The following is a 14,845-nucleotide window of genomic DNA, read 5'->3' on the forward strand; positions in this document are numbered from 1 at the left end:
TCATTGCTTATAATTAGCCGTAAGATTCGTGAGACGGCAAATGATTCTGGAAGCTGGGGCAAGCTTCTCCGATGTTGACGAGGCCAACGACGCACAACCATAAGGCCGAAAGGGTCCGGCGACTCTTAGGCGCGGTGCCGTACCGCCTGCAGGTTGCAGCGCTGCCCTGGCGCGATAGCGGGGACGGCGTCGAAATCATGCTGATCACCAGCCGCGATACCGGCCGCTGGGTGCTTCCCAAGGGCTGGCCGGAAGCAAAGGAGCCGCTTTGTGAAGCGGCGGCACGCGAAGCGGGCGAGGAGGCCGGGCTGCGCGGCACGATCTCGCATCACGAGGCCGGCCGTTATTTCTACGCCAAGGTGCTGGATTCCGGCGAGGAAGTGCCGTGCGAGGTGCTGGTGTTCCCGCTGCAGGTCGACAAGGTCGCCGACCGATGGAAGGAAAAGCGGGCACGCACCCGCAAATGGGTCAGCGCCGCCGAGGCTGTGCGCATGGTCAACGAACCCGACCTCAGCCAGATCATCGCCCATTTCTGCGCGGATCCGCATCGGTTCTCCTGAGTCTCAGTCGCGCATAGCCTATTCGCTCAGGTGCTGTGAACGTCGTTGCCGAAGCGCCTCCACCCAGAGCCGAACCTTCCTCGCTGCGCTCCGCTTCTATCCCCGTTATCCACATATGTGACACACAAGATGTGGGGGTCATAAAAGCTACGCAAACGAATCCTTGACGGCGCAAAACGAGTCGCCTTTTATAGGCCATGCGCTCCTGTTGAGAGTGCGACCGGAAAAGTTTCGAGGCCGGTCTTTTTCCCGGAATATGTGCGTTTTGAGCCGCATTCCCGCCTGTTTACGAGGCCGGCGAAGGCGTGGGATTTTGAAGCCTTGGGGGGCGAAAGGGGAGGATTGTCGGACTTGAATAAATTGTCTGTTAATACTATATTTAGTGTTTGCAGGTAGGTTCGACGCTAGATAATGTGAATTTCCCTCGATCGAGGGCGTTACAAAAAGTTTTCAGTTTTGAGGGACCCACAGGGTCCGTGAGCGCGTTGGACAGCGGCCTCGCAAGAGGTTCGACCGGCAGGGCGGCGGAGACTGTGAAGAATGAGGGCCGGCGGGTTTCGAACGCCGGCAGACGGCGGACATGCGCGTTTCGTCAAGAGGGCAGAAATCCTCTGGGAAAAGCGCTATATGTAGACAAAAGGGACCGGACCAATGCGCATCGAGCGTCGTTTCACCAAGCCAGGACAATCTGCCTATGCGGAGATCGAATTCCGCAAGGCGCTTTCCGAGATCAAGAATCCGGATGGGTCGGTGGTGTTCCGCTTGGACAACATCGACGTGCCGGCGCAGTTCTCCCAGGTTGCCGCCGATATCCTGGCGCAGAAATATTTCCGCAAGGCGGGCGTCCCGGCACGGCTGAAGAAGGTCGAAGAGACGCAAGTCCCCTCCTTCCTGTGGCGCTCCGTCGCCGACGAGGCTGAACTGGCCAAGCTGCCGGAAGCCGAGCGCTACGGTTCCGAGACCGACGCCCGCCAGGTCTTCGACCGGCTTGCCGGTACCTGGACCTATTGGGGCTGGAAGGGCGGCTACTTCAAGTCGGAGGAAGACGCGCGCGCCTTCCGCGACGAGCTCGCCTATATGCTGGCCACCCAGCGCGTCGCGCCGAACTCGCCACAATGGTTCAACACCGGCCTGCACTGGGCCTATGGCATCGACGGTCCGAGCCAGGGCCACTTCTATGTCGACCCGTTCACCGGCAAGCTGACCAAGTCGAAGTCTTCCTACGAGCATCCGCAGCCGCATGCCTGCTTCATCCAGGGCGTGCAGGACGACCTCGTTAATGAAGGCGGCATCATGGACCTGTGGGTGCGTGAGGCGCGCCTGTTCAAATACGGCTCCGGCACCGGCTCCAACTTCTCGTTCCTGCGCGGCGAAGGCGAAAAGCTGTCGGGCGGCGGCCGCTCGTCGGGGCTGATGAGCTTCCTCAAGATCGGCGACCGCGCGGCGGGCGCCATCAAGTCGGGCGGCACGACGCGTCGCGCCGCGAAAATGGTCATCGTCGACGCCGATCATCCCGATATCGAGGAATTCATCGACTGGAAGGTCAATGAGGAGCAGAAGGTCGCCTCGCTGGTCACCGGCTCGAAGATCGTCAAGAAGCATCTCGAAGCGATCATGAAGGCCTGCATCAACTGCGAAGGCAATGGCGACGATTGCTTCGACCCGGCGGTCAACACCGCACTGAAGCGCGAGATCAAGGCGGCCAAGAAGGACGCGGTGCCGGAGAACTACATCTACCGCGTCATCCAGTTTGCAAAGCAGGGCTACACCTCGATGTCGTTCAAGACCTACGACACCGACTGGGATTCGGACGCCTATCTCACGGTTTCCGGTCAGAATTCCAACAATTCGGTGTCGCTGAAGGACGATTTCCTGCGCGCCGTCGAGCAGGACGGCGACTGGCATCTCACCGCTCGCAAGGACGGCAAGGTGCTGAAGACGCTGAAGGCGCGCGATCTCTGGGAAAAGATCGGCTATGCCGCCTGGGCGTCGGCCGATCCGGGCCTGCATTTCAACACGACGATGAACGACTGGCACACCTGCGCCTCGGCCGGTGCGATCCGGGCCTCCAACCCGTGCTCGGAATACATGTTCCTCGACGACACCGCCTGCAACCTGGCCTCGATCAACCTTCTGCCCTACCGCAATGCCGACGGCACCATCGACATCGCTGCCTACGAGCACACGGTGCGGCTGTGGACCATGGTGCTGGAAATCTCCGTCATGATGGCGCAGTTCCCGTCGAAGGAGATCGCCAAGCTTTCCTACGAGTACCGCACGCTCGGCCTCGGCTACGCCAATATCGGCGGCCTGCTGATGACCTCGGGCATTCCCTATGATTCCGACGAGGGCCGCGCCATCTGTGCCGCCCTCACCGCGATCATGACCGGCACCGCCTATGCCACTTCGGCCGAAATGGCCGCCGAGCTCGGCGCCTTCCCCGACTACGACCGCAACGCGCAGAACATGCTGCGCGTCATGCGCAACCACCGCCGCGCGGCCTATGGCGAAAGGGACGGCTACGAGAGGCTAGCCGTCAACCCGGTGCCGCTGGTCGCCTCGGATCTCAAGCAGCAGGAGCTTGCCGACCATGCCAAGGCCGCCTGGGACCGCGCCATCGAGCTTGGCGAGGAGCATGGCTACCGCAACGCACAGGCAACCGTGATCGCGCCGACCGGCACGATCGGCCTGGTGATGGATTGCGACACCACCGGCATCGAGCCCGACTTCGCGCTGGTGAAATTCAAGAAGCTCGCCGGCGGCGGTTATTTCAAGATCATCAACCGCGCGGTGCCGGAAGCGCTGCGCACGCTCGGCTATTCCGAGGCCCAGATCGCCGAGATCGAGGCCTATGCCGTCGGCCACGGCAATCTCAACCAGGCGCCGGGCATCAACCCCGGCTCGCTCAAGGCAAAAGGCTTTACCGACGACAAGATCGCCGCGCTCAATGCGGCATTGAAGTCGGCCTTCGATATCAAGTTCGTCTTCAACCAGTGGACGCTGGGCGCCGACTGGGTGAAGGAGACGTTCGGCTTCACCGATGAGCAGCTCAACGATTTCTCGTTCGAGATGCTGCCGGCGCTGGGCTTCTCGAAGAAGGACATCGAGGCCGCCAACATCCATGTCTGCGGGGCGATGACGCTGGAAGGCGCGCCGTTCCTGAAGGCCGAACACCTGCCGGTGTTCGACTGCGCCAGCCCGTGCGGCAAGATCGGCAAGCGTTCGCTGTCGATCAACAGCCACATCATGATGATGGCGGCGGCGCAGCCCTTCATCTCCGGCGCCATTTCCAAGACCATCAACATGCCGAACGACGCGACGGTGGAAGACGCCAAAGGCGCCTACATGCTGTCGTGGAAGCTGGCGCTGAAGGCCAACGCGCTCTATCGCGACGGCTCGAAGCTGTCGCAGCCGCTCAACGCCTCGTTGCTTGCCGACGTCGAAGACGACGAGGACGAAGCCATCGAGCAGCTGATCGCGGCACCGGCCGCGCAGCGCGCCGTGCAGGTGACCGAGAAGATCGTCGAGCGCGTCGTCGAGCGTCTCTACCGCGACCGCGAGAAACTGCCGAACCGCCGCAAGGGCTATACCCAGAAGGCGGTCGTCGGCGGCCACAAGGTCTATCTCAGGACCGGCGAGTTCGACGACGGCCGCCTCGGCGAGATCTTCATCGACATGCACAAGGAAGGTGCCGCCTTCCGGGCGATGATGAACAACTTCGCCATCGCCATCTCGCTCGGCCTGCAATATGGCGTGCCGCTCGAGGAATTCGTCGAAGCCTTCACCTTCACCAAATTCGAGCCGGCCGGCATGGTGCAAGGCAATGACGCCATCAAGAACGCCACGTCGATCCTCGACTATGTCTTCCGCGAACTCGCCGTCTCCTATCTCGGCCGCAACGACCTCGCCCATGTCGACCAGTCGGACTTCGACAAGACTGCGCTCGGGCGCGGCATCAACGAAGGCAAGGCAACGCCCTTCTCCAAGGGCCTGACCCGCGGCGCCTCGCCGGTCAAGCTGGTGTCGGGCATGGGCGCCGAGCCGAAAGGCTTTGCTGGCTCGGGCTCCGGAACTCCAGCCCGTACCGCCCCGACCGCCTTCTCCGGCTCCAACGTGCTGACGCTGAAGCCGGCCAGCGACGAAGCCATCGCCTATAAGCGCGACTACGAGGAGCGCGCCAGGGAACTGGTCGAGGACATCGTCTACGCGGAAGCCTCCGACCCGACGGAGCTGTTCACCGATGAGGCCGCGAAAGAAGCAGCCGAAGCCAAAGCACTCGCCGCCAACCGGCGCCAGCAATCACTGATGCAGGGCTACACCGGCAACGAATGCTCGGAATGCCATAACTTCACGATGGTGCGGAACGGCACTTGCGAGAAGTGCGATACTTGCGGGGCGACGAGCGGGTGTAGTTGAGCGCTCACATCTTCGATGGCCGATTGGCGTAGACAATTGAAGGGGGCGTTTGCCTTTGATAGCGCCCCTTTCGCCGTACACCCAAACGACGAACGCCGAGCACTTACTGCCATTTCAAACGCGATCCGTTCAGGCGCGTCGAAAATAGAAATAGAACGCGAGATCGAAAAGTATTTTCAAGATAGAAAAACTGGCCAAGAGTTTATCAAGTATCAAATTTACCTGTTTCGTTCCTACTTTAATCGCCAATACTCAATAATAAAAAATTGCTGGATCCTATCTAAGACCTCCACAAATGGAGTCGAATTCATAACGATCTTCTCAGGACGCACCTCGATTGACACCATTCTTTACCACTGTATGCATATCTATGCATCGCGCGAGTACAATCAGGCCACCCAGCTAATGCGCGCGAAGAAGAAAAGTTGGCCGGTATTTCGCATCCAATTCCATCAGTTCGAGAGCGGCGCTCTTTGGGAAGGCAGGGCGTCTATCGGCGAGTCACCAGACTACCTTCTAGAACGAGCAGATGCGACGCTTTCAAAGGGGCTAGATCCGACTTCCTCGATAACGTGGCGCCCGAAGCTGATCCCGAAGGACCCCGGCGAAACCTGGCATGGGATGCGCCACCCGAGCTAACGACGCCAAGATAGCCGCCCAATTGCTTCTGCCAGCAATTGCCGTCTATCGCGTCAATGCCGCCAGCCCCTTCGTCGCCGTGGCCGGCAGTCCGCCTAAAGGAGCGATGACATGCGTTACGCGGTGGTGATTGAAAAAGCCGGAAACAATTTTTCCGCTTATGTGCCGGATCTGCCCGGCTGCATCGCCACCGGTGCGACGGTGCCTGAGGTTGAAGCCGAAATTCGTGACGCAATACGCTTTCATATCGAAGGCCTGCGGGCCAATGGGCTGGATGTACCCAAAGGGGGTCAGCCTGGCGGAATATGTAGAGGCGTAGAAGGTGCGATCTCCCCTTCTACCCTTGTGGGAGAAGGTGGCCTCGCGAAGCGAGGTCGGATGAGGGGTGCTCCAGCTTGGCACCGGCGGCGCTCCGTCCAACACCCCTCAACCGTCTCGGCGCTCCGCGCCGAGCCACCTTCTCCCACAGGGGGAGAAGGGAAGAGCGCGCTACCGCCAAGGCTGCAAACTCTCGTCCCGTACGTAGGCGATGATGGTATCGCAGACGGCGTTCAGATCCCGCAGCACGTCATCGTTCCAGAAGCGCAGCACGCGAAAGCCCCTCGCCTTCAATTCGGCATCCCGCTCCCGATCATAGCCCGAATCCGCGTGCTGGCTGCCGTCGATCTCGACAATCAGCCTGCCCTCGGCGCAAACGAAATCGGCGATGAACCGGCCGACCGGGACCTGACGCCGGAATTTGATGCTGTCGAGCTTGCGTCCGCGCAGCTCATGCCACAGGCGGTCTTCCGCCTCGGTCGGCTCGCGTCGCATAGAGCGGGCGAAACGACGCTTGGTCGGCGCGACGGGCTGGTGCGGCATGGGACGAGGGTATCCAATCTGGGCATGACGTCCAAGGAATTTGAGACCAAGTGTGGAAAACCGAGCGCTATCCCTTCTCCCCTTGTGGGAGAAGGTGGCCTCGCGAAGCGAGGTCGGATGAGGGGTGTTCCAGCTTGGCACCGACGGCGATCCGTCCAACACCCCTCATCCGGCTCGGCGCTGCGCGCCAATCCACCTTCTCCCACATGGGGAGAAGGAAGAAGCTGCCGCGCTACTCCGCCTCGGCCACCATCTGCCTTCCACCAACCCAGTCGCGCCACGCCTTCTCATCGCCGTGGAAGACGTTGAGGTCTATGCGACCCCTTACCCCGTGCGACAGGCCGGAGCCGGAATATTGCCAGAACAGCCATTTGCGGTCGGGATAGACCTTTGATGGGTGCGCCGCCACAGCGCGCAGCCAGAATGGATAATCGGGGAAGGCGCCCCTGAGATTGTCACGGTAGAAGTCAGGCGCGGTGTAGATGATCGGGCGCTGGCCGTAGTAGCGCTCGAGCATGTCCATGAACACCTGCATCTTCTCCAGCACCTTTTGCCGCGACGGGCGGCGCTTGCAGCTGGATTCGCCGTTCCACTCGACGTCGATCACCGGCGGCAGCGCGCCCTCGACCCTCGGCACGTTGCGGATGAACCAGTCGGCCTGCTCGCCGGCGGTGCGGCACCAGTAGAAGAAGTGGTAGGCGCCGCGCTTCAGGCCGGCAGCGTCGGCATTGCGCCAGTTCCTGGTAAACATCGGGTCGAGATGATCGCCGCCGTCGGTGGCCTTGATGTAGGCGAAGTTGGCGCCCTGGGCGCGCAGCTTTTGCCAGTTCACATTGCCCTGCCAGCGCGAAACGTCGACGCCGTGGACGGCAAGGCGCCTCGGCGAGGAGGATTTACCGAAATTGATCGGCTTGGCGTCGCGAAAACCATAGCGCGTGACCGGCTCGGCAAGCATCGCCGGTGCTGCGCGTGTCAGCCGCTTCGGCGGCGCCATCAGCGCGATCACCTCGGCCGGCGGATCGATGCTTTGGTCGGGTACGTCCATCGCGACCTGTTGTTCGTCCTGCTCCTGTTCCGCGAAGGCTGGCGCAGCATCAGTTTTCGCCACGGATGCCACCGGCGCGGGTGGCCGCACAACCGAGCTGGTGGTCTCACTGGACGGCACTTGCAGCGCATCGACGCCGGAGGTCGACGTGCAGCCGGCAAGGCACAGCGCTGCGATCGAGAAGATGACGACGCCTGATAACCGCATCTGGACCTGTACGCAAAACACAACAGACCGTAGGCAGGACAACGCCGCCGGACAAACCAAGCTGGATTCCTAACAAGAAACTACCAACAAAGTTTGAATCGAATTGTTAGGGCTTTGCATCGGGACGTTGGCCCGGACGGAGGTGCGCTATCCCCCAGCGTTCGGCCACCTGGCTGCCTCGCAATCCCGCTTGACAACTCACGGCATGAGATTAGTCTCCACTAATCTTACGGTGTAAGGCCATACTTGGGAGGAAGTCATGCAGCCCGCCGCCTTGTCAGAATTGCAGCCCGTAGCCCCGCCCGAGCCACACTCGCCCGCCATCGGGATCGACGAGATATCTGGCGATCTCAGCCGCGTCATCGAACGCGCCGAGGTCGATGCCTGGCTCGATCTCTATCGCGCCGCCCCGGCAGACTTTGCCGCAAGGCAAGGCCTTGCCATCGCCGAAGATGGCGATCTCGTCTGGACCACCTGCACGACGATCCCGTTCATCCATTTCAACTGCGTCAAGAATTTCGGTGTCGATAGCGCAGCCACCGAGAGCCGGCTTGACGCGCTTCTGGCGCATTATCGCGAGGCCGGTATTCTGAGGCCCTGGTTCTACACCAATCCACATACCGAGCCGGCGACGCTCAGCTGCTGGCTCGAGGCGCGCGGCCTGCAGCGTCAGGGCGGGTGGGAACGCATCTTTCGCGACGCCGCCCCATTGCCAACGGAGCCGCTTTTCCCGAAGAAGAATGTCTCGGTCGAGCGGGTGACGCCGGCAACGGCAAGGGAATGGGCTGGGTTCATCGACAGCCAATATCGGTTGCCGACCTCACCGTGGTTGCTGGCGCTGGCCGGCCGACGCGGCTGGCATCATTACATGCTGCGGCGGGACGGCGCGGTGGCGGCGGTGCGCTCGATGTTCATCGGTGTCGACGGCATGGCCTGGAGCGGCATCGACGCGCCGGTTCCCGGCATCATGGCGCCGAGCTTCGACCTCGATGCAATGCTTGGCGAAGCGATGGTGCGCGACGGACTTGCGGCCGGTGCAAAACCGTTCGTGGCCGACATCGAGGCGCCGCGCGCCGAACGCGACGGGCCGGCGTATCGCAACTATGCGCGCCTCGGCTTCAAGCTTGCCTATTTCCGCAGCCATTACAGCTATTTGCCGGCAAATTCCGGCTGACCGCTTCAAGACCCTAGCTGCACAACCACAGCTTGTGGCAGGTCGTGGCCATCAGGTGGGCCGGCGGTACAAAACGATCGTTGACCGCCACATCATCGTCCGCCCGGCGGACCTTTTCCTCGAGCAGCGTACGAAGTTCTGCCGGCTGCACGCGGTCGCGCTCCATCACCAGCTTGATCATCGGATCGCTCAAGAGCTCGTCCAGGGTGTTGATGCTGTCGTTCATTCCGTCGCCTCCTCGACTGCCGCCCGCACGCAATAGATAGGCAGCAATGATGGCCCGCCAATGACGCTTTGCCGGCTATCTCGTGTCGCTTCGGATTAAATTTTTGTCCAGATTTCACCTCAAGCCGGAGGTGGCGCGCCTTCATATTGCGGCAGGCCGTCATCGATCTGCACCCAGGGCTGCTTCGAGGCGGTCCAGATATGCATCTCAGGCCTGAACACCGATGGATCATCGAGGGAGCCGGTGGTGATGCCGATGATGCCGCCGGAATCGCGTCGGGAAAACATCGTCGTGCCGCAGCGGGGACAAAAGCCGCGCTTGAGATCGGGCGATGAATTCACCGTCGCCAGCGGTCCGTCGACCGTCACATCGTCGATGCGGAACAGCACGCGCGCGTTGAAGGCGGCACCCAGTGCCTTCTGGCAGAGCCGGCAATGGCAGACGCGCTCATTGATCGGTGCCGCCTCGGCACGGTAGCGCACCGCACCGCACAAACACCCGCCCTGATATCTTGCCATCGCCCGTGTCCCTTCCCTGCGAGGATAGGCGATACCTATCGATAGGCGTGGCGGCGTCAATTGAAAAGCTTTGATGGCGCCATCCAAAGCTGTGATCCGGCCGATGGGCGATCGGCTAGATGCGCCGCGCCAAGGCCTCATCAACGAAATGCCGGCCATCGCGCAGGAGACGGCCGGCAGACAATTAACCGGGCGTCAGTTCGTTTGGTTGACGACCTCATCCCAGGTCTTGACCTTGGTCTCGCCATTGAGGAACGGCAGCGTGGCAGCTGTCAGTTCCGGCGCGAAGAACACGTCGTAGTGGGTGCGGTTCGGCAGGATCGCCAGGCGGTTTTGCGACAGGTTCTCGCGCATCCAGCCGGCGTCCTTCAACCCGCCGCCAAGCATCTGGTAGAACTTGATCTCGTGCTCGGGCCGGTACATGTCGCTGTCGCCGAACACCAGCATGACCGGCATTTTCAGCTCCGGCACGTCGGCGGAATAATCGTAGTCCTTGCGCATACAGGCGCCAAGTTGATCGAGCAGTTTCGGAAAATCCTCAGGATGCGGCGCAACCGCGACGTAGGATTTGTACATCGGCGTGTCCTTCATCATGTCGGCCATCGCCGCGCCGACCTGTGCCTGCTCGCCACGCATCTCGGCATAGAAGCCGTCCGCGGCATAGCCGGTCGAGACCAGCACCAGGCGGCGCACCGCTTCAGGCTGCTGGACGGCCATGCGGAAGGCGACGCCGCCACCCAGCGAATAACCCATCACGTCGACCTTGTCGTAGCCGAGCGCCTTGACGATCGCCGCCATGTCGTCGCCCATCGCCTCCAGGCTGAGCGGCCGGTCGCCGAGTGCGGTGCGGCCATGGCCCTGCAGGTCAACGCCGATGACGGTGCGGTTCTCGGTAAGCTTCGGCAGGATCGGCGCGAACATGTCGGTCGTGCCGAGACCGCCATGCAGCAGAAGCAGCGGCTCGCCCTTGCCGTAGACGGCGTAATAATAGTTCAGGCCGTTGATCGGCAGCAGGCCGGATTTTTCCGGCGTCGGCAGTGTTGCGGTTGCGGTCGTCATGGCGGGCTTGGCCTCCTCTGCGTTGATGGTGCCCGGTGCGGCAAATAGCGCGGCGGCCGAGGCGAGTATGGCGAAAAATACCGATCTGGACACGTCAGTCTCCCTCTCCCGTTTGCATCAAAGTCGCTTTGCGACCTCCTCAAGCTGTTCGGCGCACTGGCCCCAGCCCTCGTGAAAACCCATTTTCTCGTGCTGTTCACGGTCGGCGACCGACCAATGCGCGACGCGGGCAATGTAGCGGGTCTTACCCTCGCCCTCGTCCTCAAAGGTCAGCACGACCGTCATGAACGGCTTTTCGGACGGCTCCCACGCCTTCGTATAGGCATCGGTGAAGACGAGCTTTTTGCCCGGTACGACTTCGAGGAAGATGCCTGGATTCGGGAACTCCTTGCCGTCGGGATCGGCCATGACGACAAGGGTGGAGCCACCGGTCCGCACATCCAATTCGGCGCGCGGCGTCATCCACGGCTTCGGCGAGAACCATTGCGTCAACAGCTTTGGCTCGGTCCAGCAGCGATAGACGTTCTCGTGCGGCGCATCGATGATGCGCGCGAGAACCAGCTCGCGGTCGGAGTTGGGGGCGATGTCGAGCTTGGTGGTCATGGTGTTTCCTCACACGTCGGTTTTGGCTTCCGTGTCTAGGACGAACCGACACGACGCAAGCCGACACGGCCCGCGAAAAAATCCGCGGGACAGGAGATTCGAACGACGGAAATAAGTGGCTTCAGTGGCGCTTGGCTTGCACCAGATAGGCGTCGATCTCGGTCTCGCCGAGCCACTTGGCCGCTTCCAGCCGATGCAACCCTTCGACCAGGATATGGCGCTTGCCGTCATGGCGCACTTGGATCGGCATCTTCATGCCGTTTTCCAGAATGTCCTCGGCCAGATGGCGGACGGTCTCGGGATGCAGCGTCTTTTTGCGCGCCGTCGGCACGTAGATATCGTTGACCCTGACCTTTTGCACTCTCAGCATGTCGGCTCCCGTGGCGGACAAGGCCGCGTTTTGTGAGATAGTCTGTTTGTCCGGCAACGCCAAGGGAGCGCCCGGCAATGGCTGGCCCGATCGTTTCCAATTGACGCTTGGCCGGCGGATGGCCGAAATGGCGGCCTTCGACCTTAGCGGTGTCCATGAACCACCTGCCGACCGAGTTTCCCGATTTCGGACTGACGCCGGAGCAGCGAGGCCAGGCGGTGCGCAGCCATTACTGGGAATGGCCGGGGATGGATGGCGGGCGCGGCGAAATCTGGTGCTACAGCGACCGTTTTTCCTACCGTCCTGGCGAGATGGTGGCACTGCATGTCAGTTCGACGGCCGTCAGTTTCGGCATCGCGATCATCCGCGACGGCGGCGCGGAAACGACAATGTTCGAAGGGACCGGAATCGCGGCGCGCTGGCAAGATACGCCGGACCAATGTTCGGTCGAAGGCTGCGGCTGGCAAGCGTCGTTCGAGTTTCGCATCGGCGACGACTGGCCGTCCGGCGCCTATCGCGTCACGCTTGAAGCGGACGCTCGCGACGGCAAGCCGATCCGCTGTCATCACCTTTTTATCGTCTCGCCGCAGCCCGGCAAGAAACCCGGCCGCGTGCTGCAGGTCGCGGCCACCGGCACCTGGCTCGCCTACAACACATGGGGCGGTTCCAACCATTACGAAGGCATCACCGGGCCGGCCCGCGACCAGTTTGCACGAATGGTGTCGACCCAACGGCCGTGGTGCCGCGGCTTCGTCGTGCTGCCCAGGGACGCGCCGCGCGTGCCGCTCGAAGTCGCCGTGCCGCCAAAAACCGTGCCGCGCTATCCGCACATGGAATGGGCCTTTGCTACCGGCCATTCGAAGAAATACGCCTCGTCCGGCTGGGCAAGCTACGACAGCCATTTCTTCCGCTTCGCCGAGCGTGCCGGCTACGCCGTCGATCTCGCCAGCCAGCACGATCTGCATTTTTCGCCCGACATTCTCGACGGCTATGACTGCGTCGTCCTGGTCGGCCACGACGAATATTGGACCTGGGAAATGCGCGATGCGGTCGACACCTATGTCGAGCGCGGCGGTCATGCGGCGCGCTTTGCCGGCAATTTCATGTGGCAGACCAGGCTGGAGGACGAAGGCCGCCGGCAGGTCTGCTACAAATACTGCGCTCGCGCCGAAGACCCGGCCTATCGCGGCGGCGATATAAGGCGCGCCACCAATTCCTGGGAAGCGCCGGAAATCGGCCGGCCGGGTGCCGCGACCTTCGGTCTCAACGCGACAAGAGGCGTCTATGCCGGCTGGGGCGGCTGCGCGCCGCGCGGCGTACGCGGCTTTCCGGTCTACCGGCCGGAGCATTGGGCGTTTGCCGGCACCGGCATCTACTATGGCGATCTGCTCGGCGCCGACAGCCATGTCTATGGCTACGAGGTCGACGGGCTCGATTTCGAGATCCGCGGCGGCCTGCCCTACCCCACGACCACTAGCGGTGCGCCGGACGGCCTGCAGGTGCTCGCGGTCGGCATGGCGAGCCAGGTCGAGGAAAGCGCCGACATTGCGTTCGAGGACCAGTTTCTCGGCGACGAGGACGGACGCTTCACCGCCGAGACGCTGTTCGGCGAGGCAAGCGATGCCAACCTCGACAAGGTCAAACGCGGCAACGGCATGATCGTCAATTTCCCGCGCGGCAAAGGCGAGGTGTTTCACGCCGGAAGCTGCGAATGGGTTGCCGGCCTGCTAAGGCAGGATGCGATTGTCGAGCGCGTCACCAGAAATGTCCTTGACCGCTATCTTGGAAAGCCATGACATGTTGAAGTCTCCTGCCCCGGAAACTCGCGAAGCCTCGCATCTGTTTTATCTATCCAGCCTGCGCCGGCCGCTGATCGACCGCGCCGAAGGCATCTACATGTGGACGCAGGATGGCCGCCGCTTCATCGACGGATCGAGCGGTCCGATGGTTGCCAATATCGGCCACTCCAATCGCAACGTGCTCGACGCGATGAAAAGGCAGATGGACCGCGCCACCTTCGCCTACCGTCTGCATTTCGAGAACGAACCGGCAGAGGAGCTCGCGCGGCAGCTGGCGGCCAAACTCCCTGAAGGCATGGACCGCATCTTCTTTGTCTCCGGCGGCTCGGAAGCGACCGAATCCTGCATCAAGCTGGCGCGGCAATGGGCGGTCGCCACCGGCCAGCCCAGCCGTTGGAAGGTGATCTCGCGCTTTCCCTCCTATCATGGCGGCACGCTCGGCGCGCTCGCCGTTACCGGCGACGATGCGCTGTCCGAAACATTTGTGCCGATGATGCAGATGATGCCGACCGTGCCGGCGCCCATCGCCTGGCGCGACCGCGACAATCTTTCGATGGAACAGCGCGGCATCCGCTACGCCGACATGCTGGAGGAAAAGATCCTCGCCGAGGGACCGCAGAGCGTGCTCGCCTTCATCATGGAGCCAGTCGGCGGCGCTGCCACGGCAGCACTGGTGGCGCCCGACAGCTACTATCCGCGCATCCGCGAGATCTGCGATCGCTACGGCATCCTGCTCATCCATGACGAAGTGATGAGCGGTGCCGGCCGCACCGGAAAATTCCTCGGCGGCGACCACTGGAACTGCAAGCCCGACATCGTCGCGCTGTCGAAGGGGCTGGGCTCTGGCTACGCGCCGCTCGGCGCGCTGGCGGCACCGATGCGGCTGGTGCAGCCATTGCTCGCGTCGGGCGGCTTTCAGCACGGCCACACCTACGCCGGCAACCCGCTCGCCTGCGCCGCCGGGCTCGCCGTACTCGGCGAAATGGACCGTCTCGGCCTGATCGCCAATGCGGCTGACATGGGCGAGCTTTTGATGGACGAGTTGAAGCGATTGGCGAAGCGGTTTCCGTTCATCGCCGACATCCGCGGCAAGGGCCTGCTCACCGGTGCCGAAATGGTCGCCGATCCGGACACGCTGAGGCCGATAGAGCCGGCGAAAAAGGCCACCCAGCGCCTGCTCGACCTCGCCTATGAGCGCGGCCTGATCATCTACGGACGCAAGGTCAAGGGCGGCGTCGACGGCGACAATTTCATGGTCGCGCCGCCGATGATCGTCACCGCCGCGCAGATCGGCGAGATCATATCCATCATCGGCGACTCGCTCGAGGTGCTGGCCGGCGAGCTCGACCTGCCGGTCGAAGGCTGAGA

General features: G+C 62.3%; 13 protein-coding genes and 1 pseudogene. 7 read left to right on the forward strand and 7 right to left on the reverse strand.

The window, feature by feature from the left end; all coding sequences use genetic code 11:
• The first annotated feature begins 71 nt into the window (after positions 1–71).
• The 4 genes and pseudogenes from NKJ81_RS19415 to NKJ81_RS19430 all read left to right on the forward strand — a co-directional run.
• Positions 72–560, forward strand: a complete 489-nt coding sequence (locus NKJ81_RS19415) for an NUDIX hydrolase (RefSeq protein ID WP_352541407.1) — start codon at positions 72–74, stop codon at positions 558–560.
• A 651-nt stretch (positions 561–1,211) separates the two neighbouring features.
• Positions 1,212–4,976 carry a vitamin B12-dependent ribonucleotide reductase gene (locus tag NKJ81_RS19420; protein WP_352541408.1) on the forward strand — a complete coding sequence of 1,255 codons (3,765 nt, stop codon included), beginning with the start codon at positions 1,212–1,214 and terminating at the stop codon, positions 4,974–4,976.
• Positions 4,977–5,012: 36 nt separating this feature from the next.
• Positions 5,013–5,615 (forward strand): hypothetical protein, encoded by a 603-nt coding sequence (locus tag NKJ81_RS19425; RefSeq protein WP_352541409.1) that lies wholly within the window; start codon positions 5,013–5,015, stop codon positions 5,613–5,615.
• Between the two features lie 111 nt (positions 5,616–5,726).
• Positions 5,727–5,840, forward strand: a pseudogene (locus NKJ81_RS19430) (type II toxin-antitoxin system HicB family antitoxin); the annotation flags it as partial.
• A 264-nt stretch (positions 5,841–6,104) separates the two neighbouring features.
• On the opposite strand, the gene NKJ81_RS19435 reads toward NKJ81_RS19430, so the two are convergent.
• Both NKJ81_RS19435 and NKJ81_RS19440 read right to left on the reverse strand, forming a co-directional pair.
• Entirely contained in the window at positions 6,105–6,476 is a 372-nt protein-coding gene (locus NKJ81_RS19435; RefSeq protein ID WP_352467292.1) for an endonuclease domain-containing protein, read from the reverse strand.
• 232 nt (positions 6,477–6,708) lie between these two features.
• Complete coding sequence (locus NKJ81_RS19440) at positions 6,709–7,728, reverse strand: glycoside hydrolase family 25 protein (RefSeq protein ID WP_352541410.1); 1,020 nt, start codon at positions 7,726–7,728, stop codon at positions 6,709–6,711.
• A gap of 259 nt (positions 7,729–7,987) precedes the next feature.
• On the opposite strand from NKJ81_RS19440, the gene NKJ81_RS19445 reads away from it, so the two are divergent.
• On the forward strand, positions 7,988–8,902 hold the full coding sequence (locus NKJ81_RS19445; RefSeq protein WP_352541411.1) for a hypothetical protein: 915 nt from the start codon (positions 7,988–7,990) through the stop codon (positions 8,900–8,902).
• Positions 8,903–8,915: 13 nt separating this feature from the next.
• On the opposite strand, the gene NKJ81_RS19450 is transcribed toward NKJ81_RS19445, so the two are convergent.
• The 5 genes from NKJ81_RS19450 to NKJ81_RS19470 form a co-directional block, all read right to left on the reverse strand.
• The gene (locus NKJ81_RS19450) at positions 8,916–9,128 is read right to left on the reverse strand and encodes a hypothetical protein (protein ID WP_352541412.1); all 213 of its coding nucleotides are present in this window, start codon (positions 9,126–9,128) and stop codon (positions 8,916–8,918) included.
• A gap of 119 nt (positions 9,129–9,247) precedes the next feature.
• On the reverse strand, positions 9,248–9,646 hold the full coding sequence (locus tag NKJ81_RS19455) for a GFA family protein (RefSeq protein ID WP_352541413.1): 399 nt from the start codon (positions 9,644–9,646) through the stop codon (positions 9,248–9,250).
• A gap of 195 nt (positions 9,647–9,841) precedes the next feature.
• Positions 9,842–10,798: an alpha/beta fold hydrolase gene (locus tag NKJ81_RS19460; RefSeq protein ID WP_352541414.1), complete on the reverse strand. Its 957-nt coding sequence runs from the start codon at positions 10,796–10,798 to the stop codon at positions 9,842–9,844.
• Between the two features lie 24 nt (positions 10,799–10,822).
• Positions 10,823–11,308, reverse strand: coding sequence for an SRPBCC family protein (locus NKJ81_RS19465; protein ID WP_352541415.1), 486 nt, complete (start codon positions 11,306–11,308; stop codon positions 10,823–10,825).
• A 121-nt stretch (positions 11,309–11,429) separates the two neighbouring features.
• Complete coding sequence (locus NKJ81_RS19470) at positions 11,430–11,678, reverse strand: ParB N-terminal domain-containing protein (RefSeq protein ID WP_023674751.1); 249 nt, start codon at positions 11,676–11,678, stop codon at positions 11,430–11,432.
• Between the two features lie 155 nt (positions 11,679–11,833).
• Between NKJ81_RS19470 and NKJ81_RS19475 the strand changes: the two genes are divergently transcribed.
• Positions 11,834–13,474: a N,N-dimethylformamidase beta subunit family domain-containing protein gene (locus NKJ81_RS19475; RefSeq protein ID WP_352541416.1), complete on the forward strand. Its 1,641-nt coding sequence runs from the start codon at positions 11,834–11,836 to the stop codon at positions 13,472–13,474.
• Between the two features lies 1 nt (position 13,475).
• The gene (locus tag NKJ81_RS19480; protein WP_352541417.1) at positions 13,476–14,843 is read left to right on the forward strand and encodes an aminotransferase family protein; all 1,368 of its coding nucleotides are present in this window, start codon (positions 13,476–13,478) and stop codon (positions 14,841–14,843) included.
• Positions 14,844–14,845 lie beyond the last annotated feature (2 nt).

This window comes from Mesorhizobium sp. M0018 (assembly GCF_040323955.1).
Lineage (GTDB): Bacteria > Pseudomonadota > Alphaproteobacteria > Rhizobiales > Rhizobiaceae > Mesorhizobium.